We start from the raw sequence: 22796 nt of genomic DNA, 5'->3' as shown, positions 1-22796 counted from the left end.
ACGCCTTAAACCTCGTTTCTAGGGGCGCAGAACGGCGGCATGACGGTATGTGTTACGCGTTAAAAGCGGCAGAAGGCGGGTCTTCTAAGCAGCACATTCTCGAAGTACACAACGATGTTACAACGAAAGGGGACGTTAAATTGACGAACACAAACGAGGTAACTAACGCAACGCCTATCGAAACCACTCCTTTCAACTACGTAAGTTTATTCAGCGGTATTGGAGGATTCGAACAAGCACTAAACAATCTCGGAGGCTCATGCGTACTATCGTCCGAAATTGATAAATTCGCCAATCAATCATACGAAGCACTGTACGGACACCCAACGGCAGGCGATATTATGGCGATAGATGCGAAGGATGTTCCGGATCATGACGTACTTGTCGGAGGTTTTCCGTGTCAAAGTTTCAGTGTGGCCGGTAAGCGTGGCGGATTTGAGGACGCAAGAGGGACGTTATTCTTCGAAGTCGCTCGCCTAGCAGCGGAGAAACAGCCGAAGGTCGTATTACTCGAAAACGTGAAAGGCTTAGTCGGTCACGATAAGGGAAAAACGCTAGATACGATTGTTAAGACGTTAAACGACATCGGCTATACCGTAGACTTCGAAGTCCTCAACAGTAAATTCTTTGGCGTCCCACAGAATCGTGAGCGTATATTCATCATTGGCGTGCGCGACGACCTTGTAGATAGTGTACCGTGGGCTATCGAAGGTAACACGGTCGTTCCGAAAGGTAAGCGAAGAATCGCAGATTATGGCGTAGAGTCGTTCAACTTCGATTGGCCCAAGAATGACACCGTTACTACGCGCCTACGTGACGTATTAGAAGCGCAAGTGGACGAGAAGTATTACCTGTCGGACGATAAGACGGCGAAGTTAGTCGCCCAATTAGACGGAAGTGTTCGCATGGATTTCCCTGCTGTAGGGGTAGGTAAAGACGGGGAATCTCGCGCGATAATCGGAAGCACTCCACGCATGAACCTTCCGCAACACATAAATAAATCGCAATCAACCATGATCTTCGGCGATCCACAAATGCTCGGACACGTCGAGTTAAACGGGCATGACGCAATCAAACGCGTTTACAGCACGGAGTCGGTCCGACCGACTCTTACGACAATGGGCGGAGGTCACCGTGAGCCTAAAATTGCGGAACCTCAAGTAATCGCAGAAGGGGACGATCTATCCTACTGCCTAGACGCAAACTACACGAAAGGTCTCGCTCCGAGCGGACTTAATAAAGGCCGAAGAACTCACGTAGGCGAGGACGTTAAGCCACGCTACCGCATCCGCAAGCTAACTCCGCTAGAGTGCTGGCGTTTACAAGGATTCAGCGACGAAGAACACCAAACGGTCGTCGACGCAGGCTTATCGGACTCACAACGCTACAAACAAGCGGGCAACGCCGTCACTGTTAACGTAATTAAAGCGATTGGTGAGCGACTACTTCCGTACTTGACGACGTAAGACCTCTCGCAGCCTTAACGCCCTTCAATCGGAAATAATACACGCCGGCCACACTAGCCGCACGGTCATAAGCGAACGTAAACGGAGCATCCTCGACGTCGTACTTATATTCCGCACAGAATCGCCTAGCCGACATATAGTGGCGCTTGTCTATCGTATAAGTCGGCGCATCAATAGCGTCAGCAGTCACGGTAGTCAATACGATTAGCTGCCGTTTAATCGGGTCGTATCCGATGGCAAGGCGTTCATATGCGCCGACTCCGATCATCTTGCGAAGGCTTGCGTTTATATAGAATCTCCTTTGATTGTCGAGGGTAATAAACGGTAGCGAGTCGGGCGGTACGATGTCAAATCCGTTAAGTAGCGATTTCAGTTCGTCAAGTTTCGAAGTATCCATTAGGTCACGTCCATTCTTCGTAGTGGTGGCGTGTCTTACACGCTTGATTACGCTTATTATACACGAAGTATGGACGTAATAGCAAGTAAGTATACCGAAGGGTTGACGTAAACAAAAAGAACGCCGGTTAGGGCGCCTTCACAACGATGTGATACGTAAATTCAGCGTGATCGACGAAGTGGTGTCCGATAATACCTGTCGGAGCGCTATACGTAGCGACCGATTCCAATACGTCGCCACCACGATACCGGCGGTGCTTGCGGATTTCATACGAATACATTCGATTACCTCCCGTTAGGTTATAAGGCAGTATACGCGGTTTGCAAACGATATATACACGAAAGGTGGACGAAATTATGGCGAATCCAATTGACGCAAGAACCCTCGCATATTACGAGGATCTTACCGCTAGGCAGGCGAAGCTTCCGTACTCCTCATGGCCGCAGTTCAAGGCGGAAATGTTTATTGACGGCAATGACTTTGGAAGTAAGCCGTATATTCATCGAGGTTATTCGGGCTTATATGGCGAGTGGTATCGTTGCCTTGCGTATATGTACTACGGCTACGGAAATACATCGAATAATGACCGACGTAGGCACGGATTGCCAGCGATTAGGAGGACGAAGTGATGACGATTGAACTTAAAGAAGGCGCAAGCCTCACATACGCAGAGCAATTACAGGCGGACTACACCCGTATCCGCACGGAAATACGCGAAGGACGACTGCCCCGCGAAGAAAGGCTCGTCCAGATAGCGGAGGTAACGGATAGATATGCGTTAGCACACGCAGAGGCTTACGATAAGGCGCGGGAGAGTGGACGCGTCATGCCGATTAACTACAAGAACGACCGCTTGCTACACGCCTTTGCCGACCTTGCGCTATACGAAGATTTAACGTGGTCGCACGCCGATAAGATGTCGTTGGTAGAGTTTCCGATTATGAGCGATAGTCAGGCGAAGCGTCGCGCAAGTCGAACGTCCATGCCGGGCGAAATCGAGCATAATGATCGCGGCAATAACGGACGCCAAACGCTGATATACACGGACAAGAACGATGTAAGCCGCTCAACTAAGCCGCGAATGGCTAACGTGTGGGAGGATAACCTCTGCGCCAGCGTCGCCAATATCGACCTGCATAACGGTATACAGAACGCAGGCTTGACCGTTAGGCAGGCGCAGGCAATCGACCTAGTTTACGGCGATGGCAAGACGCAGGAAGCCGCAGCGAGCGAAATGGGCATCGCTAAGTCGAACGTCAATGCGTATTTAGACGTAGGGGTGGCGAAGATTAGGCGAGTTATGGGCGTAAAATAGTAACTTATGCGTAATCTGCTGTATATAGAGGTGAGAGAAGGAATACGTCCAAGCATATCGGACGTAAAACGCTATAATGCCGTGTGGCCCCGATAACACGTTAAATAAACGGGAAGAGTAGGCGTGCAATATAAGGCGCGGTAATCGACTTCGACGCGTTGGACGATTACATTACCACCGCAGACAACGTAATGGACGTGGGCGCTTCGGCGTCCCTGCGGGTGCAATACCTTTACGACTAGCCTTCGGGTCTGAGCGTAGGGCGACTGATGACTGGCGATGCCTAACGGTGTCGCTACGAGGTTTTTACATATATCGCCTGTACGCGAGTACTTCGTAGTACAAGTGGTCGCAGGCATACGGGGAGCGTCCGATAGGTGGGCGTTCTTTTCTATTGGGGTAAGTCGGCGGACTATAAGCGACATTCAAACGAAAGTTGGCGATTTACATGGCGGACAAACTGTCGCGCGAAGTAGATTTATCACATGAAAGAGTTATCGAGGCATTGTCGAGCGTGGGTGAATCGGCGGAGGTTGTAACGGATCGTCTGGCGAGGGCTCACGGCAAGAAAGCGAATAGCCTAACGGTCAAACTCGACCTAGACGTGAGCGACGCAATCAGCGGTCTAAAGGCGATTCAGCGCGAGGCTCGGGATGCTACGAAGGCGCTGCGTGAGTTGGAATCGGCGCAATTAGCAGTTAAGGACACAGACGCCTGTTTTAGGTGTGGCGGATCCGGCGTTATATCACTCGGAGAAGGCGTAAGGGGTATCGCCAAGTGCGTTTACTGTAAGAGTGGTGTCAACCGATGACTAACGGAATAGAGAAATACTACAACGAAGAAACGGGCCAACACTTACTAATCGTAGATAGCGAAACCCATTACGTAGGCAGTTTCGCGCAACAAGAGGCACAGCGTCGTTTCGCGATACAAAGCGAAGGGGGTCGCAAGGAGAAATTCTTCTTTAACGGGATGGAACGGCTGGACTACGTAATAGAGGCGTTGACTTCGGCTCAATGCGGTTACCTACTTGTGCTGTCGAGTTATATCGACTTCGGAGGGCTTATCGTCAAGTCGGAGAACGACAAGGTGCCGATGTCCACTACGGATATGCAACGTGTATTAAAGATTACGAAGACGCAACAGTCCTCCTTCTACGACTTCTTGGACGCTTGTCTGTCGCACGGTATTATTACCGATAGCGGCGACGGGCGTTTTTATGTTACGAAGCAGTTCCATTTCCGAGGCAAGACGGAGGGTGATCGCGTTGTCATGACGATGATTACGAAGTTGCGCGAGATGTATGCGGAAGTTAGCGCTCACGACATCGGGTTGTTGTACCGGCTGATTCCGTATATTCACAAGGATTCGAATATGCTGTGCGCTAATCCGGAGGAGAACAGTCCGAAGCATGTTCGCAAGTTTAATCGTAAGCAACTAGCCGAAGCGATTGGTGTTAGTCCTGAACTAATAAGCCGTGCTACCGGACGTATGGTTTACAGAGGTAAGTCGGTATTCGCGAAGGTTACTACGGCTACGGACGGCACTTACTATATGCTAAATCCGCAGGTGTTCCGTCGTTCGAACGTAGATTATGACGTGACTGTGCGGACGATATTCGGTTTGGATTAATAAAAGTGTGACGCTACTCGGAATAAAGGTCGAAAAGTGTGACGCTATTCGGAATGAGAATACGAGGCATCTTACCGTGAATAAGGCGTATAAATGGTGTATAATCAACGTTTGTAGACGTTATTCAGTGAGAATTGGGCGTATTCCTTCCGAAGTTATATCTTATCTATATAGACCGAGAGTAACGTAAAGAGACTAAGTGATACCGCCTTATTCCCAAGTTCGGGGAAACGGCGGACGCTACGTTTTATAAGTGCTTATCGTCTATAGAGAGTAATACGCAATAAAGGATACGTCCGACGGCGCAAGCCGGAGGCATCACTTATCACTCGCACTTATCTTTATTACTAACGCCATCACTACGGACATACAGGCGATAGGATACGGACAATATGACGGAGGTGTTTCGGACATATGGCGAAGAAGGTAACGTTCTCAATGACGGTAATATATGACGATTACGAGGTAGACGCTTTATCAGCGATAGAACACGCAATGTTTAATATCGACGGAATATACGAATGGAGTACGGATGAAGGCGATATAGAGGACGTAGAATACAAGGAGGAGTAGACGAATGCATAACGAATTACTAGTAACAGCGACACGTCTTTTAGAAGCCGTCAATCCTACGGACGTAGAAACGGTACAGATTAATCATACGAAATATGACGATGGGTCTACGGGATTCACGATTGATATTACGTATCCTGCGAAGGTAGATATAACGTAAATAGGAGGTGAAACGAACAATGGCGAAACTACACGATAAGCAAATCGCAGCAATAGCGTTATTATCCCTGCCTAAACGCGGAGGCATGACGTTTGAACAAGTAGCGGATGCAGTCGGAGTCGACCGTAAGACACTGCTAGAATGGCGTAAGAGGGACGATTTCAACGACGAATTAAAGCGTGAGATAGTACGGGCTACACTCGATAGCCTACCGGATATTATGGCGTCAATACCACGTCATATTATAGACTCAGGTAATGCGGCGTTATTCCGCACACTACTACAGGCACACGGACTACTGACGGATAAGATCGAAGTAGATACGAAGGGTACAGGTACAGACATAGACGCTATGAAGGCGCAGATAGAACGTATGCGAGGCGTAGAGGATGGGAAGTAAGCGAATGGATACGGCTGTTATATAGAAGGAACTCGGATGGATGGCGTAGAGGGTACGTGTCAATAGGTGACATCGAGGGATAGCGCATAGGGGTAACGTAGTGGCTCCGTATCAGCAAAACGGATATTCCGCGTGACCCTCCGAACGCTTTGAAGTTATCACGTATTACACACAACTCCGCTATGCATAAACGCCTGTATTATATACATGCGAAGGCTATACGTTGGATGTATAAAGGCGATAGGTATGCGGATGTATATCGTATGCATAGACGATGGTGTGCGTAACATCGAAGGAATGGCGTAGGCATGCGGTTAGTAGCTACTTGCGAATGTAACTCCGCATGATTGTGTACCATTCGTTATACACTAACTATGTATACGTGTTATGGCGGAGAGGCTAACGTAGGGAAATCGAAAGAGGGGCGGGGGTGTCGGAAATGAAAAACGATTTCCTGACGATTCTAACTCGCGCAACTCAAAATAACGCTTTGGTCGATTTTAACTTCGCGATATAAAATAATCACTTTGACTATGCGTAGCCCTTATCGTAGCACAACGAAAAGCCCCCGTAAACAATACGGAGGACCATCGCTAATACTATTAAAGGTTGATCGCATGCCTAAAGGTTAATTGCGTTATACACGTCTGCAATATCGTCAGCCTCTACGCCAATATACCGAAGCGTCTCGCGTGCTGACGAGTGATTCAGTATCCGCATTAACAACGTAATATCTGCGCCACTATTATATGCAAAGTATCCGAATGTTTTACGAAGGCTGTGAGCTCCGAATGACGTATACACTTCGGATAGCCCCGCACGTACTATTGCGGCATTAAGGATTCGATACGCCTGAACGCGTCCAATCGGACGATCACCCTTACGTGAAGGAAACGCGTATTCAGTATCGGCGGGCAGTAACGACTTAACCGCGTCCTTTGCGGCGTCATTTAACGTGAATATACGCATCTTACCAGTCTTACCTTCCGTTACCTTCACAACGTCCTTGTCGCGTAAATCAGACGCCTTTAGCGCGAGTAAATCGCTTATGCGTAATCCGACGTTGATACCTAGTGTGAATAATAGTAGGTCGCGTCCGTTAAGTGCCAACTTCATTCGCTCAATATGCGCGCGGTCTTTAATCGCCTGTACTTCGTTCATAAGTAACGCCTCCCGTGTTATGTTACATTCAGTATATACGGAGGGATAACGTAAGTCAAGTGTCTTTTAGCGACAGCCAAGCGTAATCAACACGATTCACCCACGATACATACGGCGTTTTAACCGTCCTAGCCTACGTTTGGTATAAACACATAGGCAACGGCTGCACACGCTAGAAACAAGCGCAAACAACGAAGTACATACTAAGCGGAAGGGAGGCGATGTCTTATCGCATGGGTTAATAATGAATGGCTATCGAAGAAACGGCGTAATGAACTGATCGAAGTCTATGCGGAATACATCGCCGTACTGGACGCAAAGTATCCGACCACTGACGAATTAGCAGACGCTGGACTTATCGAGGACTATATCGAGAAGAGGACGGAATTGGAGCGGTTGGAACGGATTGAGCTCTGTGACGGTAATCTACTCGAATTTGGTATTGAATATTTCTCGGAAGCACGCAACCCCAGCAACGACGGAAACTGGGATGGCTTTGATATCGCGAATGCCTCCGAATCAGCCGACTTCCACGTAGACTTGACCGGAATCATGGATAACGTATCTACTACGGAAAAGAACGCCAAGATAGCCGCTGCGGCACCGAGGTCACACGCTAAATCAACATGGTTATCTAAAGCCTTTCCGGTCAGCGAATTAGTATTCCGTAAACGTAAATACACGATAATCATTTCGGAAACACCTACGGTAGCAAAAGCGAATATGGAGTGGATACGTAATCAACTGAAATACAATCGTAAGCTACGCGAGGACTTTGGGCCGCTGTTATCGCCGAAGGATCAATCGAACATCGTAGACAACGGCGAAGAGTTTATCGCCTGGCACGATGACGGTCACGGAGGTAAGCGACAACTAGCGATTATGCAGGCAGCATCGACAGGGCAGGCGCTTCGTGGACGTAACTGGAACGGAACGCGACCCGACCTCATTTTGTGCGATGACTTGGAGGATGCTCGTCCGGGCGGTAACGCATCCACACCGGAACAACGACTTAAACTTCGCGACTGGATGGCTCAAACGGTAATGGCGCTAGGCGACCCTAAAGGCGTTAAGACGGCATTCGTCGTTATGGGAACGACAGTCCACCGAGAATCTTTACTAATGCACGTTCTATATGGACGGTCCGATTATAAGTCGACGGTATATCGTGCGATTATCAACGAGCCTAAACGTATGGACTTGTGGGAGCAATGCCGTCTTATCTATATTAATCGTGATAACAGTAAGCGGGCGGATGATGCTCGTCAATTCTACGCAGATAATCGCGAGGATATGGACGAAGGCGTCGAAGTTTTATGGCAAGAGTTCCAGCCGATATGGAAGTTGATGACGTGGAAATGGGATAACGGATCAAAGGCGTTCAATACGGAGTATATGAACAATCCCGTCGATCCTGATTCGATGATATTCAATCCCGAAACATTTACGTACTATCACGGAGAAATAGATTATCTAAGCGGACGATATGACGTATCAATGGGCGTCGACCCCGCAATGGGTAAGCAACGCGGTGACTTCTCGGCAATCGTTACGACTGCGAAGGACAGGGAAACCGGAATCATATACGTAATAGACGCATACGGAGAACGCATCAAGCCGAGCGACTTTATTAAGGTAATCGTCGAAAAGGTACTTAAATATCAGCCGACTGTAGTTGCGGCAGAGGCCGTTGCAGCGCAGGAATTTATCGTCGACGAACTAAAGAAGGCGTTAGAAGCGGTCGGCTATCCGGCTGGCACTCGAGTCAAGAAGATTTACCACCGCAGTCGTAAAGAGTTACGTATCGAGGCGTTATTGCCCCAGATTGAGAACGGCACTATCCAATATAACCGCAGGCACTCATTACTTCTTGAACAATATGAAATGTACGGAACTGGCTCACATGATGACGTAATAGATGCGGCTGAAATGTCGGTATCAGCGTTATTAGGGCAAGCGGCATCAGTAACAACCGTAAGGCGAGCCAGTCGCTGGTGACGCAAACTAAACGAAAGGAGGCGCTAATTTGACGGACTACAACTTATTAACACCGCAGGAAATGGATGAATTACTATTCACGCCATATAAGCAATCCCTCGGCAAGCAAACGCGAGAACGATTACGATTACAACTCGACAACTACGCATATTACGAAGGCAAGCAGCACGTATCGCCTGAAACGGGACAACTCGTTAAAGCGTCCGAACTAGCGCGACCACCCGGACTCGACTACGACCCCACACGTTATGCAACGAACTACTTCAAGGCGATAGTCGACCGTAAGGCACGTTGGCAACACGGAGGCAAGCACGGAATTTCCGTACCTCGCGCACAAGTCGATGCTATCGAGGATACATTTACGGAGGGCTATACGCCAAGCCCCGCACAGCAAGCGGAAAACGTACGCGCGGAATCGTATGAGCGTTTGTTATATCGCCTATGGGACGAAAACAAGATGCGCGCTAAACTAGTGCAGGCGGCAAGGGATCGGCTTATTGCGGATAGAGTCGTATGTAAAATCGTATTCAATCCGACCACCGGCAAGCTACGATGGATATGGGTACCGGATTACGAATTTATTCCCGTATTTAGCGACGATGACTTCGAGGATTTAATCGCAGCACACTTCGTTAAGGCTCGGAAATGGACTAAAGCGGACGGAACGGAGATTGACGCAATACAACGCCAGACATTCCGATTTATGGAAGACGGTAATTGCCACGTAGAGGAAGCTATCTACGCAGAAAGCGACTTAACCGTACTCAAAACGATACAACCGTTAGCCGATATGGGCATCGACTTTATTCCCGTCGTAATATTCCCCGTCAACGAATTAATATCGGAATCACTGGGACAATCCGAAATCAGCGACCTACGCGAGCAGAACGACGTACTTAATCAGATGAACGAGGACGCTATCGACTCGATGAAATTCGAAATGTTCTCGCCAATCGCCGTATTAAACGGACCACCCGGCGCTGCGGAGAAGTTATTCATCGCACCTAACGCGGTATTCGAAATTACTGGCGGTAGTGATGGACAGCAGCCGGACGTTAAGCGTGTGGAATCCGGATTTAAGTGGAAGGAAGCGTTTAAGGACCAGTATATGCGCGTTAAATCCGCAATGCATGAAATATCCGGCTTACCTCAAATCGTACCGCAAGAACTCAACTTCGGCGGACTTAACGGCGAGGCTATGCAGGTACTATTCCACGACATTATTACGGATACGGAAGAACACTGGCTATCGTGGGGCTATAATCTAGCGGAATTACACGAAAAGTCTATCCGTTACTTACAAGCAAGGACGGAGGCACAACGTTTTGCATACGACAAAGCGGTCGTTAAAGGTATTGGCGAAGATTATACGAATGAAATGCGTTTCGTTTTACCATTACCGGATAACCGCAAGGAACTAGTCGAATTGCTTACGTTTGAAACAGGCGCAGGCTTCGAATCGGTGAAAGGCGCTATCGAACGACTTGGTGTCGAGAATGTATCGGCGAAGAAACAGGAAATCGAAGGCGAACGCGCCTCACAACAACGAATGACCGATCCATACAGCAACGCAGAATAATCCCGAACCTGTCCGCAAAGACGTTAAACTATTCGGGACCATCTGCTACAAATTCGCCGTCGGGCGTTAACCGAAAGGGGTAGATACGCATGGCAGAAGAAGTTATTGACGAAACAAACGAAGGAACAGACGACGTAAATGCGTCCGCAGGGACGGAAAACACTGGTACCGACGTCGATAGCAAGACAATTCCGTATGACCGCTTTAAAGCGAAGGTTGACGAATCTAACGCGTTAAAGAAAAGACTTGCGGAGTTTGAGCAGGCACAAGAGGAATCCGAGCGTAAACGTTTGGAAGAATCGGAGAACTACAAGGAATTGGCGGAGAAATACCGCGAAGAACTAGAGGCGCAGAAAGTAACGGCGCTCGCCACGCGAAAACAAGCACTCATTACGATTGCAGGCTATGAAGGCGAACAAGCTACGTTATTGACGCGTTTGCTCGAAGGTAGCACGGACGAAGAGTTAACGGAATCCCTTGAAGGTTTGAAAAAGGCGTTTCCAGTTAAAGCGGCCTATGTTGATCCAAGCGGAATGAACGGCGGGAGCGGACGACCTGCTGCGAAAGATGGCGAGGAACTAGGCGCAAGTATGTACGAACGAATAAAGCACAAATTGCGTTAAGCACAATCTGCGACAGGCACACCGTTTGAGATAACGGTATACAAGCGAACTCAAAATAAAAACTAACGGAGGAATACAAATGCCATTATACACACCGAAATTCACGAAGCCAGTATTTAAAGGCGGTAAGAACATCTTAGCGTCGGAACACTTGGAATTTATTAAAGGCGGTGCAACACTTGACGCTACTAAGTTCGCGAAGAAGTACCACGAAGCGGGTCTTTTAGTTGCTCGTAACAAGACAGGCGGTAAGTTCGAGGATGTCGGCGCACTTGCGAAGGTAGCCCTAGACGCATACGATAACTTCGGAATCCTAAACGTAGACTTCGATAACGACGGTACTAATGACGTTATCGCGGGCGAGGTAATCGTACGAGGTAGCGTATATACAGCTAAACTAGCGGCAGTACCTAATGCCGATTTCAAAGCAGTTACACCACTAATCCAATACATTTCACACATCTGACGGACGCTTAAATATAGGCGTCTTTTTAATTACGTAAAAATAACGAAAATACAACGGAAACTATTAGGAGGAATTTAATTATGGCTGGAATTACACACTTAAAGGAAATGCAGAAACCCGCACTTCGCGGACTAACGGTACTAATCGAAAACGACAAGGCGCCTACACTGGCGGACGAGTTTCTACCGGACGGTCAGACGTTCAGTTCGACATTCGCGTACGACATCGTTAAGAAGTCGAATCACATCGCAGCATATATCGGATACGGCGCAGAGCCACCGGTCATCGACCGTGACGCAGTAGCATCGCAAATGGGCGAAGTTGCGAAACTTGGTCTTAAATATATCGCTACGGAAGAAGAATTACTTGCGTTGAACCAAGCGCGTTCTGACGCTGAAAAGTCAGCGATGGTCGATCAGTTAGTCGTTAAAGCGGCAGACCTCGTTAATGCACTACGTAAACGCGTAGACATTTCGAAACTAGAGGCGCTACTCAAAGGAACGTTCTCGTATAACAAGAACGGCGTTAAAATCAACGTAAATTACGGCATCGAAGCACCTGTATCTAAAACGGGCGTTAACGCATGGACAGCGACTGCCACTGCGAAACCTCTATCGGATTTGATCGAATGGAACGACGCATATGTAACGAAGAACGGAAAAATCGCGGACGCAATCATTATGTCACGTGAAGCACAATCGCTACTACAAACTAACGCTGAATTTATTACGGAAGCACGCGGAGCGACAGGCGTATTCTCACGTATTTCAGTAGCGGAAGTAAACGACGTACTTGCAGGTTACGGATTGCCGTCAATCAAAATCCAAGCCGAGCGCTCTATCACGGTTAAGGATATTTACTCGGGCGCAGACGAAGTTATCGAGTTCCTTCCGAAATATCGCGTAGTATTCGCATCTCGCGGAGCAGGTCAGTATCTATTTGGCCCAACGGTAGAGAACGACTATAAGCCGGGCATCGACCTTCGCGCTTACGATAAATTCGAGCCAATCCAGTCGATTATCCGAGTAGCAGCGGCGGGCGTACCTGTCGTAGAAAACCCTAGCCTTATCTTCCACGCTAACGTAGGCGTATGAAGCTAGTTCAGATGAAATCGATAGGCGCTGTTTTTAACAGTCAGCCTATCGGCTCTATCGTCGATATGACGCAAGCAGAGGCGGATCATTACGTAAAATTAGGCTTAGTGGAGCCAATTAAAGAAACGCCGAAACCTGCGCCAAAGGCGAAAGTATCGAAAGATAAATAAGGAGGACGCTAAATGGCGAATATATCAGAACTTGCCGAACGTCTATTACGACGCTTTAAAGGCGTACCTAATTACGAAATTACAGACGCAGCAGATTCCGTCGCGGACGCTATGCAAGTTATCGGATATGACCCGTCAGATAGCGTTCCCACGGATAAAGAAACGGCATTGCTACTACTAGCGCAATCGGAGAGTGCCTTTCAAATAGCGTTCTCGGTTGCGCATTACTTCAAGTTTACGGACGGAGAAGAATCGGTCGACAAGTCGATGCTATCCGAAAACTATCGCAAACTAGCGGCTGACCTTAGACGTCAATACGACGCGGAATCAGCGAAGAGTAACGGTAGTGGGGCTTACACAGCTATGCGTATAGACCGACCTAATACAACGCCGAGAACGGGCGAAAGCGGGCGTAACGTATGGCGAAGGTACTAACGACACAAGCGGATATGGATGCAGTATTCCGAAAGATGGAACGTGATTACGGCGCACTTACTAAAAAACAGCAGGCGTATGCAATCAAAGAAATCGGAAGAATACGCGGAGAAACAGCCGAGATGTTAGCGGACTTTGCTGATACGGACGGCGTTATTAAGCAACAGCGGACGGCTCGGTTACTACGTGAATTAGACGTGATAGAAGCGTCCTTACGCAGTAATGGCACAATAGTCCTCGAAGGGATTATCGGGGACTCTAGCGAATGGACTACACGGGCGATTACGGCGGGAATGGGCGTAACTTTATCAGCTACGCAGTTCGACCGAATCAACAAACACGTTGTCAGATACGCAGTCGAACGGTTCGGCGAGGACGGCTTAGTCTTATCGGATCGCGTATGGGGTCTGTCTGGCGGAATACGTGACGAACTGTCTACGGTTATTCGTACGGGCATAATCCGAGGCGATGGAATTAACGCAATGATACCGAAGATACGCAAGGTCTACGATAACGAAACGTGGAAGATTCGACGGCTCGCACGCAATGAATCGGTAACGGCCCATCGTGCAGCTATCGGATACAACGCACAGGAATCTGGACTCGTAAAGTGGGTCCAGTTTCATGCGGGCGTTAAGAAGTCGAAGCCTTGCGTAGCTTTATCCGAGGAAGACCGTTACGGAAAAGGGACAGGGATATTCAGCCCCGTGGATACAGACTTGTGGATGCCTCACGTAAATTGTACGGGATACTCTTCCTACGTCCTAGACGAGAGGTGGTTATGACGGAATGATAACAAGCGGAGATATTACGTTTATGAACGATGCACAGGACGAAATGTATGAATTGCGGAAACGCCCAATTACTGTTATTTACGATGATATTCAGTATGACGACTTTACCAACGAAGAAATCGGAAACGTACCGGTGTCGCGCGAAGTTGAAGCCGTCGTGACCGAAATCTCAACGAAGAGTGTGAACGGAAGTCGGTTCGTTGTAGGCGGTATCGAATTCGATCAAGGCGATATTAAAGTCGACGTTAAAGTCCAATATATCGAGGACATTATCGACAAGATTACGCGACTATCATACAACGGAAAACAGTACGAAATTCTCGGCGATGACGGTAAGGGTATTGGGAAACGTAACCGCTACGAAATTAAAGGGCGGGTGATTGCGTGATGCTGAACGTAAGGATAGACGGATTGGATGCCGTTATGAAGCGGTTTACGCTTGCGGGAATTAAGGCGCAAGGCACGGCGGATAAGGTCACGGAAACGTATACGCGGAAGATGGCGAATGAGGCGGCGGCGTTGGCACCGGTCGATAGCGGAGATATGCGCGCCAATATCGTAGCGAGTCCACACAGACTAGCGCCTGCTACGTGGGAATTCGGCGGAACATTGCCTTACACGCGTAGACAGGAATACGAACATGCGACGCATAAAGGGTTTATACGTAAGTCCGTTTGGGATAACCGCGAAGGCTACCGCGAGGCTATGCGACGCGAGGTGACTGACGTATGAGTGTACACCAACACGGATTAAACCGCTCGCTAATCATGCATCTACGCGAAGCATTTACAGAGGCGAAGGTCGACCTCGTATATGACGGCTATAAGTTCCCGGCGGACAGACCGCTAATTACGTTAGAAACGATGCAGGCGAATAACCGCGTCCTAGCCAAAGGTCGCGAATCAGTCGAAGTAATTTATCGTTATCAAGTCGGTTTGCATGACGTTAATAGCGTACAGCTTTCGATTAATCAAGAACGGTTAACGCAGGTTTTCAACTTCGACGATATTCCTTATTACGATACGTTACAGACGCCCTCCGTTCAGGAAGGCTTTTTTAATTGCGTTTTAAGGGCGGTCGTTCCGATGCCTGCTTCGGATGTGAGCGTTAGGACGGGGTACCATCGCGTCTATTTCGACGTGGAAATAACGGACGTGAAACGAAGATAATACGAATTTATAGGAGGAATTATTAATGGCGATTGAATACAGAGGCGAAGAAAAGATTTTTGCGGTAGAGATTCCCGACTTACTAGAAACGGTAAAAGTAATCCGTCCGTTTAACCAGACCGGCGGTTCTAAGGAAATCTCGGCAGACTCTATCGAATTAGATACGAAAGATCGCACGGGGTCGGATTACGGGAAAGTAACGGAGTCCGTATCGCTAGAAGGAATCTTGACGGAGGGCGACGAGTTTATCGACTTCATTATCGAGGCAATCCGCAAGAAGAAGTTCGTTAAGATTTACGAAATTAATACGCGTGACCTAAAAGCGGAGCATGGTTTATACATGGTTTCTTCGTTCAACCGCGAATATGGTAACGGAGACTTCGCTACTTACTCACTGGATGCGACACTAAACGGCGCCGTAACTGCGGAAACACTGACAGAACTCCCAGACGGCGCAGAATAATTCTACTAAGCAATAACGGCGGGGCGTAAAACCCTCGCCACATACTTAACTACGAAAACAATGGAGGTAATTATAGATGGCGAACTTTACGGTAAACGGCAAGGAATACGATCTTAAAATTGATTATAACGGCGTTAAATATTTGAACGGACTTTACGAAGGCGGTTCTTACGAAATGATTGGTAAGGCGATGATGGGTGACTTCGATACATTCCCTTACGTAGTTCATGCAGCACTAAAACATACTGGCGAGAACTTCTCGTACGGTGACATTGAGCAGGCTATCGCAGAAGCTATCGACGCTGAACGTCTGGACCTAGACGGCGTATTGAAGGTATCCAACGAAGTGATTACACAGAGTTTTTTCTACAAAGCAACAATCGCGAAACTGATGAAGGACAACAAGGACGCGAAGAAGGCGCTGGACACACTTCTAAAATAACACCGAATTACTTACGTGATTTATGCGAAGTGGAAGTCGCTAAAGCGGATGGTTGGCGTTACCTAGCGCTCAAACCGCAGGAAGTAGAATCGTTGACACCGCGCGAGTTTACGATTCTTATGCGGGCGCAACAGGAACGCCAATTTGACGAATATGAGCGAATGGCCTTTGCGTCGATTATGCAGGAAAGTGCGACAAGGGCGAAACGTCCGAAGGCAAGCGATCTATTTAAGCGGCCAGTAGACGTAGATGCGGCGGAAAAGAAGGTCGAAGACTTACTCAAAAAAAGCCGTAACGCGTCCGAATGGATGGAGCAGTTTACGTTGTTTACGGCGGAAAGGAGTGACGAAATAAATGAGTAACGATATTTTAGTACGGATTGGCGCTGACATTACGCAATTTAGTCGTGCTATGGCCGAATCGAATCGAGCGTTAAGTGACTTTAGTGCGGCGAATCAGCAGACGTTTGACGCGTTTAAGAAGACTGGAGCGGCTGTTACAGGTTTCGGCGTAGCAGTTGCCGTAGGTCTCGGGGGTGCCGTTAAAATCGCAGCCACCTTTGAAGCGGGGATGTCGAAGGTAGCTGCGATAAGTGGTGCGACCGGAAAAGACCTCGACTTATTAACCGCAAAGGCGCGAGAGATGGGAAGTGCTACGTCGTTTAGTGCGACTGACAGTGCGAATGCTCTCGAGTTTATGGCTTTAGCGGGGTGGAGTACGGAGCAAATGCTCGGAGGAATAACGCCGATTCTCCACTTAGCGGAAGCGGGCGCCCTCGAATTAGGTAGGACTTCAGACTTAGTTACGGATAGTATGGCAGGACTTGGGCTGCAAGTAGGAGACCTCGACGGCTACCTCGATAAAGTCGCAAAGACTGCGGCAAGTAGTAACACGGACATCGACGCACTTATGGAAGCGTTCGTAATCGCCGGCGGTACGTTCAGCAGATTTAACGTACCCCTCGAAGAGTCTAACGCCATCCTCGGGATACTCGCCAACCGCGGATTTAAAGGATCAGAAGCAGGGACGGCCCTAAACGCAATTATGACACGTATGACAGCGACGGCAGGTCCGTCCGCAGGTGCGTTGAAAGCGCTAGGAGTCAATGCGTTTAACGCCGACGGAAGTTTCCGTGGTATGGAAGTTGTATTGAAAGAAACTAATAAAGCGTTAAGCGGACTGACGGATCAGGAAAAGGCGCACTACCAAACGCAGATAGCTGGGCTTAATCACGGTAAAGCGTTTAGTGCGATGATGGGCGGCTTGAGCGGTGAGTACGACGAATTAAAGGAAGCAATCATCGACTCGGACGGCGCCCTACTGCAGATGCGTAATACGATGAAGGATAACCTGCAAGGCGCGATGGAAAATCTTTCGTCAGCCTTCGAAGAAATCGGAATCTCCATCGGAACGGCACTACTACCCGCAGTTAAAATACTAGTCGAATTTATTCAAGATTTAGCGGACAAGTTTAACGGTCTATCCGAAGGAACTAAGACGGCGATTGCGGTATTTTTAGCAGTAGCGGCGGCTGTCGCATTGGTTGTCGGACCTATATTACTACTAATCGGATTCATCCCGCAGATTATCGCAGGGTTCACGGCAGTAAGTACGGTAGGGGCATCGCTAGGCGCGGCGTTTACGGCATTGACGGGACCTATTGGATTAGCGGTATTGGCGATAGGTACGATTGTTGCGGCACTAGTATTGGCGTATAAGAAAGTCGAATGGTTCCGTGACGGCGTAAATGAAATATGGGCAGCAGTTAAGAACGCCACGACGACCGCGTTTAACGGTATAAGGGACTTACTCAAAACCGTCATGGACGCCATTGTAAAGTTATCGAAAGAAGCGCTCGATAAGTTAAAGCAGTATTGGACGGAGAACGGCGAAGGGATTATGAATAAGGCGAAAGAAGTCTTTACGCAAATAAAGGACATCGTCATTATGATCGTTACAGGTACGGTCGACCTCGTTAAGAAACAGCTAGATAAACTTGATGCATTCTGGACGGAGAACGGCGAAGCTATTATGACTATCGTAAAAGGCGCTTTCACTGTAATACAGACGGTAATACAAGGCGCTATGAAAGTCATCCAAATCGTATTTCAAACGGTGTGGCCGATAATTACGAGCGTAGTCGTTGTCGCATGGAACTTAATTAAAACCGTAGTTGATAGTGGTATTACTTTAGTTTTAGGTGTAATCCAAACGGCGTTAAAACTGTTACAAGGGGACTGGAAAGGCGCTTGGAATACAATTCTCGATACGATGAAAACGATATGGGGTAATATCCTATCATTCCTCGGAGCGGTCGACTTAGTTTCCGTTGGTAAGGACATCATGAACGGACTTATTAAGGGGATCAGTTCGATGGCTACGGCAGTCAGTGACACAATTAAAAATATTGGTAATAATATTAAGACGACATTTACGAACTTGATGCAAATGAAATCCCCCTCACGCCTGTTTATGGAATACGGAAATAACATAGGCGACGGGCTTGCAATCGGAATTAACGAAACAAAGGCATCCAATATCCAAGCGATTGCTGGCGTTGGCAAAGCGATTTCAGCAGTCACTCGTACGAATGCGGCGGAGGTTACTTTAATCGCATCCAAAGCTGAAAAGGATCGGACGGCTATACAGAAAGACTTCGCAGCTAAACGCGCGGAACTTTCACGCAAATCGGCGCAGTCCTCTCAATCCGCATTAAAAACGCACAAGAATAAAAAAGGTGAAATCGTCACTACCGGCGAGAATAACGTATATAAAATCCGACAAGATGCCTCCGCAAAACTGACAAAGCTTAATGCCGATGAGCAGGCGAAACTCGCGAAGGTTAACGATAAGGCTTGGGCGGACATCGTTAAGAAAGAAAACGAAGTCTCTAAGGCGCGTCTTGAAGCTGTTAAAACGTATGTAGGCGATAAGAAGTCGCTGGAAGAACTCTCCCTTGTAGCTGAATCGGAAGTCTGGCGTAAATCAATTGACACGTTTAAGGTAGGCACGAAGGAGCGCGTTACGGCACAGCAGGAATATCAGAAGGCGCTCAAAGTTATTAACGATGAAATCACGAAAACTAACGAAGAATACGCGGGTAAGATGACGGCTATAAATGAAAAGCTACGCAATGACGAGCAGGAACTTACGGACAAATATACGAAAACAGTCGATGATCGCGCGAACGCTCTTTATAACTTCGCAGGCACATTCGACTACTTCGAATATAAGTTGGAGCAGACGGGCGCCGACCTACTGAATAACTTAAACTCGCAAGTATCGGCGTTTAAAGGCTGGCAGCACCAAATCGACATTCTATCCGCGAAGGCTATCGACGACGGGCTAATCGCAGAACTGCGCGCAATGGGGCCGAAGGCTTTACCGCAGCTAGTCGCGCTTAACTCGATGACCGACAAGCAAATGACGGAGTATTCGAAGCTATACGCAGAGAAGTCTAAACTGGCTCGTACGCAAGCGGAGAAGGAACTTATCGGAATGAAGGCGGATACGGCGAAGCAAATCAAGGAACTACAGGCGGTCGCTAATCGGGAACTGTCCGCACTAGAACGTGACTGGACGAATCAGATTAAAGGCATTACGCGCGCTACCGACGGCGAACTATCATCACTAAAGACTATCGGACGGCAAGCTGCGGAAGGTTTAAAGGTCGGACTAGAATCGATGCAGCCGGCGCTAGTACGCACGGCAACAGACATCGCTAACTCCGTCAAGAAAGCAATGGCGGGAGCCTTCGACATCAAATCTCCTTCCCGATGGATGCGCGACTTTATCGGCGTGAATATGATGCAAGGTTGGATGGACGGAATGTCCTCGATGCGTTCGAAGGTGGTCGGAGTTTCCGATAAAGCAAGCGGATGGATGACGCCGAACACGCCGCAGATTGCGGGCTATCAGACGCCTAGAAGCGGTACTGGACTGCTAAAATCCGTGTCTAGCGAATCAACAAACGCAAACAGTAGCGGAGGTTTCTCGCCGACTATTACGAACAACTTTACGCCGGCTCATTCTACGCCGTCGGAAAGCGCACGCAAGCAACAGCAGGTACTACGGAAAATCGCAATGGATTGGGGTGTTTGACGTATGGTAAGCGAATATCTCGAATTTACGAATAGCCGAGGCGATACCATACGTCTTGGCGACGCAAATATCGGATTAGTGTCTGTAGAAGGATTAGGCGATGTCGGGGCGGAAATACAAACGCACCGCTCTCCTTTTCAAGACGGCGCGACCTTTGTTGACGCCTTATTAGAACCGCGCTATGTACAGACGGAACTTATCGTTAGAGGCGGGGGTTACAACGTGGTTAGGTCGGAGCGTAAGCGACTTACGGGCGTAGTTAATCCGAAGTTGGGCGTAGGTGTATTACGCTATGTGGCAGACGGAGAAGAACGCCAAATAATGGCGATAGCGGAATCAGTTCCATATTATCCCGACGCGGAAGGGCGCGGTGAGCGGTGGCAGCGAGCGTTAGTTACGTTCGTTTGTCCGTCACCGTTTTGGCAAGATGTTAACCCAACAATTATTAAACTACAAGACTTTGTGGGCAACTTCTTTTTCCCAATATCATTTCCGGCAAGCTTTTCAATCCGCGGGGATGAAGAGAACTTGTTAAATACGGGAGATGTGCCGACTCCAATCAATGTGACATTTCGCGGGGAATCAGTGAATCCGGTTATCACGAAGGTATCCACAGGTGAGTTTATCCGAATCAACCGAACAATACCCGCTGAACACAGTCTGATTATCACGACAGGGTTTAACGAAAAATCAGTGAAGATAATTGATCCTTACGGAGTGGAAAGTAACGCAATGGGCTATATCGACTTAAATTCCACTTTCATGAGTTTGGATGTAGGTGAGAACAAACTGTCGTTCATTACGGATGGTGGTAGTCCAGAAGTGTTCGTAGAATACAGAAATTTATTTTTAGGAGTGTGACACATGGCAGAGCATAGCAGGTTTTTTGACAGTTTAGATCCGTTGAACCCAGATAAAGTTTATACCGCCGACGAGTTCACTTCATATTTCCACACGTTAATCACTACTGGGATAATGAAGGGTGCAGGAAACATGCTGAAAGTCGGCACAAGTGGTTCGAATATGATTACCACTGTTGATACAGGAACAGCCTTCCTAAACGGCAGACAGTACGAGAACGATTCAATACTAACGTTATTACACGAAGTCGAAGCGCTAGGCAAGTCACGTATAGACCGATTAGTGTTGCGATTAGTCTTAGATTTGGACGCACGTTACATTGAAGCGTTTGTGAAAAAAGGCGTGGCGGGTGTTAGTCCATCAGCGCCACCTTTGGAGCGAACGGCGAACGTATATGAAATCTCACTTGCGCAGGTGAAGGTTATCGGCGGACAGACGTATATTAATGCGGTTGACGTTACGGATGAGCGAGGGAAAGATGTTATTTGTCCGTGGGCGGGGAGTAATATTCTTCCGAACTTCGATGCCGAAGGGTTACAGGATTTAGTCGAAAAGGTCGCTACCATGTACTCATTGACTAATGGCAGAAGCACATTCGACACGACTTCCTCCTTCGGTGAACCAGCGGCAAAAAATGTAGATGATTTGAAAGAAACGGGTATATATTTTGCCAACAAGACCTGGGGTACTTTGGGTACATTACCTGGTGGATCCACATATCAAATCATGGTTCTTGCCACATATACACCTAAGACCGGTTCTCCAGGCGAGTTTAACTTGATGAATTGTCTTCAAATAGCTTTCAGTATGACATCATCGGATAACCCAGAGATATGGATGAGGGTGCATTCCGGTAGCTGGTGGACTTGGACCAGAGTCAATAAATCCCCAAATTTAGGCTCGGTATATGTGGAGAAACTACAAAATCAAGTCGTGGCGGCAAATACCGAGGTTGTTATGCAGTGGAGTAATAACTATCCAAAAGGTGATAGTAATTTGGTAGATGCGGTGGTGAATACCAGATTAAAGATACCTGCTGGTCTCGGTATACGTAGAGTTAGATTAACCGCTTGTGTCAATTTAGATGGTACAACGATAGCTAATAGAAACTTTATAGTCATAATAAAGAAAAATGGTACTTATTTGGACCAATCCCAAGTTAACGGTATTGTACCAGGTACTTCTTTACTTCTAACTTGCATTACCCCAGTCCTTATTGTCGACGATGGTGATTACTTTGAGGTAACCGTAACCCATCAGGGGACTGGTAGCGCCAACACTCCGACGACTAGGGGTGTGTATTTTGGGATGGAGGTAGTGCGACGTGATTAAAGTGGATGGCGTAAACCCGATAAAATTAATGGACGAATTTGTGGCGGTTGGTATCGCCGTCGATATATTATTCGATGATGACGGTCTGAATGATGATGGCAGCTATGACGAGGTGTCTATAGAGATTATCGGTGAGGACGTTGATGATGCTGATGTGAGATCTGT

Annotated in this window: 27 protein-coding genes; 24 read left to right on the top strand and 3 right to left on the bottom strand. The window is 47.9% G+C overall.

Annotated features, from left to right (window positions below):
• Nucleotides 1–176 precede the first annotated feature (176 nt).
• Nucleotides 177–1466 (top strand): DNA (cytosine-5-)-methyltransferase, encoded by a 1290-nt coding sequence (dcm, locus tag I2483_RS13715; protein WP_481886348.1) that lies wholly within the window; start codon nt 177–179, stop codon nt 1464–1466.
• Here dcm and I2483_RS13710 read toward each other — a convergent pair.
• Nucleotides 1423–1734 carry a hypothetical protein gene (locus tag I2483_RS13710; RefSeq protein WP_207277697.1) on the bottom strand — a complete coding sequence of 104 codons (312 nt, stop codon included), beginning with the start codon at nt 1732–1734 and terminating at the stop codon, nt 1423–1425. The two genes, dcm and I2483_RS13710, sit on opposite strands and share 44 nt — an antisense overlap.
• A 256-nt stretch (nt 1735–1990) precedes the next feature.
• A complete protein-coding gene (locus I2483_RS13705) occupies nt 1991–2143 on the bottom strand; it encodes a hypothetical protein (RefSeq protein WP_207277696.1) in 153 nt (50 codons plus the stop codon).
• A gap of 76 nt (nt 2144–2219) precedes the next feature.
• Between I2483_RS13705 and I2483_RS13700 the strand changes: the two genes are divergently transcribed.
• The 6 genes from I2483_RS13700 (at nt 2220) to I2483_RS13680 (ending at nt 5943) form a co-directional block, all read left to right on the top strand.
• On the top strand, nt 2220–2492 hold the full coding sequence (locus tag I2483_RS13700) for a hypothetical protein (protein ID WP_207277695.1): 273 nt from the start codon (nt 2220–2222) through the stop codon (nt 2490–2492).
• Entirely contained in the window at nt 2492–3178 is a 687-nt protein-coding gene (locus tag I2483_RS13695) for an RNA polymerase sigma factor sigma-70 region 4 domain-containing protein (protein ID WP_207277694.1), read from the top strand. The genes I2483_RS13700 and I2483_RS13695 overlap by 1 nt, the downstream gene beginning before the upstream one ends.
• Nucleotides 3179–3985: 807 nt before the next feature.
• Nucleotides 3986–4810, top strand: coding sequence for a hypothetical protein (locus tag I2483_RS13690; RefSeq protein WP_207277693.1), 825 nt, complete (start codon nt 3986–3988; stop codon nt 4808–4810).
• Between the two features lie 438 nt (nt 4811–5248).
• Entirely contained in the window at nt 5249–5383 is a 135-nt protein-coding gene (locus I2483_RS19435; RefSeq protein ID WP_255550440.1) for a hypothetical protein, read from the top strand.
• 4 nt (nt 5384–5387) lie between these two features.
• A complete protein-coding gene (locus I2483_RS13685) occupies nt 5388–5543 on the top strand; it encodes a hypothetical protein (protein ID WP_207277692.1) in 156 nt (51 codons plus the stop codon).
• A gap of 19 nt (nt 5544–5562) precedes the next feature.
• On the top strand, nt 5563–5943 hold the full coding sequence (locus I2483_RS13680; RefSeq protein WP_207277691.1) for a phBC6A51 family helix-turn-helix protein: 381 nt from the start codon (nt 5563–5565) through the stop codon (nt 5941–5943).
• A 621-nt stretch (nt 5944–6564) separates the two neighbouring features.
• Here I2483_RS13680 and I2483_RS13675 read toward each other — a convergent pair.
• Nucleotides 6565–7104: a tyrosine-type recombinase/integrase gene (locus tag I2483_RS13675; protein ID WP_207277690.1), complete on the bottom strand. Its 540-nt coding sequence runs from the start codon at nt 7102–7104 to the stop codon at nt 6565–6567.
• A 387-nt stretch (nt 7105–7491) separates the two neighbouring features.
• Here I2483_RS13675 and terL point away from each other — a divergent pair, with 387 nt between their 5' ends.
• The 17 genes from terL to I2483_RS13590 all read left to right on the top strand — a co-directional run bounded on the left by terL (nt 7492) and on the right by I2483_RS13590 (nt 22631).
• Nucleotides 7492–9102, top strand: a complete 1611-nt coding sequence (gene terL, locus I2483_RS13670) for a phage terminase large subunit (RefSeq protein ID WP_255550438.1) — start codon at nt 7492–7494, stop codon at nt 9100–9102.
• 28 nt (nt 9103–9130) lie between these two features.
• On the top strand, nt 9131–10681 hold the full coding sequence (locus tag I2483_RS13665) for a phage portal protein (protein WP_255550437.1): 1551 nt from the start codon (nt 9131–9133) through the stop codon (nt 10679–10681).
• An 89-nt stretch (nt 10682–10770) separates the two neighbouring features.
• Entirely contained in the window at nt 10771–11304 is a 534-nt protein-coding gene (locus I2483_RS13660) for a hypothetical protein (protein ID WP_207277689.1), read from the top strand.
• Between the two features lie 79 nt (nt 11305–11383).
• A complete protein-coding gene (locus I2483_RS13655) occupies nt 11384–11770 on the top strand; it encodes a hypothetical protein (RefSeq protein WP_207277688.1) in 387 nt (128 codons plus the stop codon).
• A gap of 80 nt (nt 11771–11850) precedes the next feature.
• Entirely contained in the window at nt 11851–12864 is a 1014-nt protein-coding gene (locus I2483_RS13650; RefSeq protein WP_207277687.1) for a major capsid protein, read from the top strand.
• A gap of 11 nt (nt 12865–12875) precedes the next feature.
• Nucleotides 12876–13034 (top strand): hypothetical protein, encoded by a 159-nt coding sequence (locus I2483_RS13645; protein WP_207277686.1) that lies wholly within the window; start codon nt 12876–12878, stop codon nt 13032–13034.
• Between the two features lie 12 nt (nt 13035–13046).
• On the top strand, nt 13047–13469 hold the full coding sequence (locus I2483_RS13640) for a hypothetical protein (RefSeq protein ID WP_207277685.1): 423 nt from the start codon (nt 13047–13049) through the stop codon (nt 13467–13469).
• Nucleotides 13454–14254 carry a structural protein gene (locus I2483_RS13635; protein WP_207277684.1) on the top strand — a complete coding sequence of 267 codons (801 nt, stop codon included), beginning with the start codon at nt 13454–13456 and terminating at the stop codon, nt 14252–14254. Before I2483_RS13640 ends, I2483_RS13635 begins: the two co-directional genes overlap by 16 nt.
• Before the next feature lie 4 nt (nt 14255–14258).
• Nucleotides 14259–14651 (top strand): hypothetical protein, encoded by a 393-nt coding sequence (locus I2483_RS13630; RefSeq protein ID WP_207277683.1) that lies wholly within the window; start codon nt 14259–14261, stop codon nt 14649–14651.
• Nucleotides 14651–14995: a hypothetical protein gene (locus tag I2483_RS13625; RefSeq protein ID WP_207277682.1), complete on the top strand. Its 345-nt coding sequence runs from the start codon at nt 14651–14653 to the stop codon at nt 14993–14995. The genes I2483_RS13630 and I2483_RS13625 overlap by 1 nt, the downstream gene beginning before the upstream one ends.
• Nucleotides 14992–15432, top strand: coding sequence for a hypothetical protein (locus tag I2483_RS13620; protein ID WP_207277681.1), 441 nt, complete (start codon nt 14992–14994; stop codon nt 15430–15432). Before I2483_RS13625 ends, I2483_RS13620 begins: the two co-directional genes overlap by 4 nt.
• A 25-nt stretch (nt 15433–15457) precedes the next feature.
• Nucleotides 15458–15895: a phage major tail protein, TP901-1 family gene (locus I2483_RS13615; protein ID WP_207277680.1), complete on the top strand. Its 438-nt coding sequence runs from the start codon at nt 15458–15460 to the stop codon at nt 15893–15895.
• Nucleotides 15896–15971: 76 nt separating this feature from the next.
• Nucleotides 15972–16337: a tail assembly chaperone gene (locus I2483_RS13610; RefSeq protein WP_207277679.1), complete on the top strand. Its 366-nt coding sequence runs from the start codon at nt 15972–15974 to the stop codon at nt 16335–16337.
• Between the two features lie 29 nt (nt 16338–16366).
• Nucleotides 16367–16699 carry a hypothetical protein gene (locus tag I2483_RS13605; protein WP_207277678.1) on the top strand — a complete coding sequence of 111 codons (333 nt, stop codon included), beginning with the start codon at nt 16367–16369 and terminating at the stop codon, nt 16697–16699.
• On the top strand, nt 16692–20438 hold the full coding sequence (locus I2483_RS13600; protein WP_207277677.1) for a phage tail tape measure protein: 3747 nt from the start codon (nt 16692–16694) through the stop codon (nt 20436–20438). The genes I2483_RS13605 and I2483_RS13600 overlap by 8 nt, the downstream gene beginning before the upstream one ends.
• Nucleotides 20439–20441: 3 nt before the next feature.
• A complete protein-coding gene (locus tag I2483_RS13595; protein ID WP_207277676.1) occupies nt 20442–21299 on the top strand; it encodes a phage tail family protein in 858 nt (285 codons plus the stop codon).
• Between the two features lie 3 nt (nt 21300–21302).
• Nucleotides 21303–22631, top strand: a complete 1329-nt coding sequence (locus I2483_RS13590) for a pyocin knob domain-containing protein (protein WP_207277675.1) — start codon at nt 21303–21305, stop codon at nt 22629–22631.
• Nucleotides 22632–22796 lie beyond the last annotated feature (165 nt).

Origin of the sequence: Sporosarcina sp. E16_3 (assembly GCF_017347125.1) — a bacterium.
In the GTDB taxonomy this organism is placed as follows: domain Bacteria; phylum Bacillota; class Bacilli; order Bacillales_A; family Planococcaceae; genus Sporosarcina.
Note: the sequence above shows the minus strand (reverse complement) of the source record. Positions and strands in the feature narration are given on the sequence as shown.

Excerpts from the sequence above, each read along its gene's own strand:
- I2483_RS13710 (WP_207277697.1), bottom strand. The coding sequence starts at position 1,734 with ATGATCGGAGTCGGCGCATATGAACGCCTTGCCATCGGATACGACCCG.
- I2483_RS13705 (WP_207277696.1), bottom strand. The coding sequence starts at position 2,143 with ATGTATTCGTATGAAATCCGCAAGCACCGCCGGTATCGTGGTGGCGAC.
- I2483_RS13700 (WP_207277695.1), top strand. The coding sequence starts at position 2,220 with ATGGCGAATCCAATTGACGCAAGAACCCTCGCATATTACGAGGATCTT.
- I2483_RS13695 (WP_207277694.1), top strand. The coding sequence starts at position 2,492 with ATGACGATTGAACTTAAAGAAGGCGCAAGCCTCACATACGCAGAGCAA.
- I2483_RS13690 (WP_207277693.1), top strand. The coding sequence starts at position 3,986 with ATGACTAACGGAATAGAGAAATACTACAACGAAGAAACGGGCCAACAC.
- I2483_RS19435 (WP_255550440.1), top strand. The coding sequence starts at position 5,249 with ATGACGGTAATATATGACGATTACGAGGTAGACGCTTTATCAGCGATA.
- I2483_RS13685 (WP_207277692.1), top strand. The coding sequence starts at position 5,388 with ATGCATAACGAATTACTAGTAACAGCGACACGTCTTTTAGAAGCCGTC.
- I2483_RS13680 (WP_207277691.1), top strand. The coding sequence starts at position 5,563 with ATGGCGAAACTACACGATAAGCAAATCGCAGCAATAGCGTTATTATCC.
- I2483_RS13675 (WP_207277690.1), bottom strand. The coding sequence starts at position 7,104 with ATGAACGAAGTACAGGCGATTAAAGACCGCGCGCATATTGAGCGAATG.
- I2483_RS13660 (WP_207277689.1), top strand. The coding sequence starts at position 10,771 with ATGGCAGAAGAAGTTATTGACGAAACAAACGAAGGAACAGACGACGTA.
- I2483_RS13655 (WP_207277688.1), top strand. The coding sequence starts at position 11,384 with ATGCCATTATACACACCGAAATTCACGAAGCCAGTATTTAAAGGCGGT.
- I2483_RS13650 (WP_207277687.1), top strand. The coding sequence starts at position 11,851 with ATGGCTGGAATTACACACTTAAAGGAAATGCAGAAACCCGCACTTCGC.
- I2483_RS13645 (WP_207277686.1), top strand. The coding sequence starts at position 12,876 with ATGAAATCGATAGGCGCTGTTTTTAACAGTCAGCCTATCGGCTCTATC.
- I2483_RS13640 (WP_207277685.1), top strand. The coding sequence starts at position 13,047 with ATGGCGAATATATCAGAACTTGCCGAACGTCTATTACGACGCTTTAAA.
- I2483_RS13635 (WP_207277684.1), top strand. The coding sequence starts at position 13,454 with ATGGCGAAGGTACTAACGACACAAGCGGATATGGATGCAGTATTCCGA.
- I2483_RS13630 (WP_207277683.1), top strand. The coding sequence starts at position 14,259 with ATGATAACAAGCGGAGATATTACGTTTATGAACGATGCACAGGACGAA.
- I2483_RS13625 (WP_207277682.1), top strand. The coding sequence starts at position 14,651 with ATGCTGAACGTAAGGATAGACGGATTGGATGCCGTTATGAAGCGGTTT.
- I2483_RS13620 (WP_207277681.1), top strand. The coding sequence starts at position 14,992 with ATGAGTGTACACCAACACGGATTAAACCGCTCGCTAATCATGCATCTA.
- I2483_RS13615 (WP_207277680.1), top strand. The coding sequence starts at position 15,458 with ATGGCGATTGAATACAGAGGCGAAGAAAAGATTTTTGCGGTAGAGATT.
- I2483_RS13610 (WP_207277679.1), top strand. The coding sequence starts at position 15,972 with ATGGCGAACTTTACGGTAAACGGCAAGGAATACGATCTTAAAATTGAT.
- I2483_RS13600 (WP_207277677.1), top strand. The coding sequence starts at position 16,692 with ATGAGTAACGATATTTTAGTACGGATTGGCGCTGACATTACGCAATTT.
- I2483_RS13595 (WP_207277676.1), top strand. The coding sequence starts at position 20,442 with ATGGTAAGCGAATATCTCGAATTTACGAATAGCCGAGGCGATACCATA.
- I2483_RS13590 (WP_207277675.1), top strand. The coding sequence starts at position 21,303 with ATGGCAGAGCATAGCAGGTTTTTTGACAGTTTAGATCCGTTGAACCCA.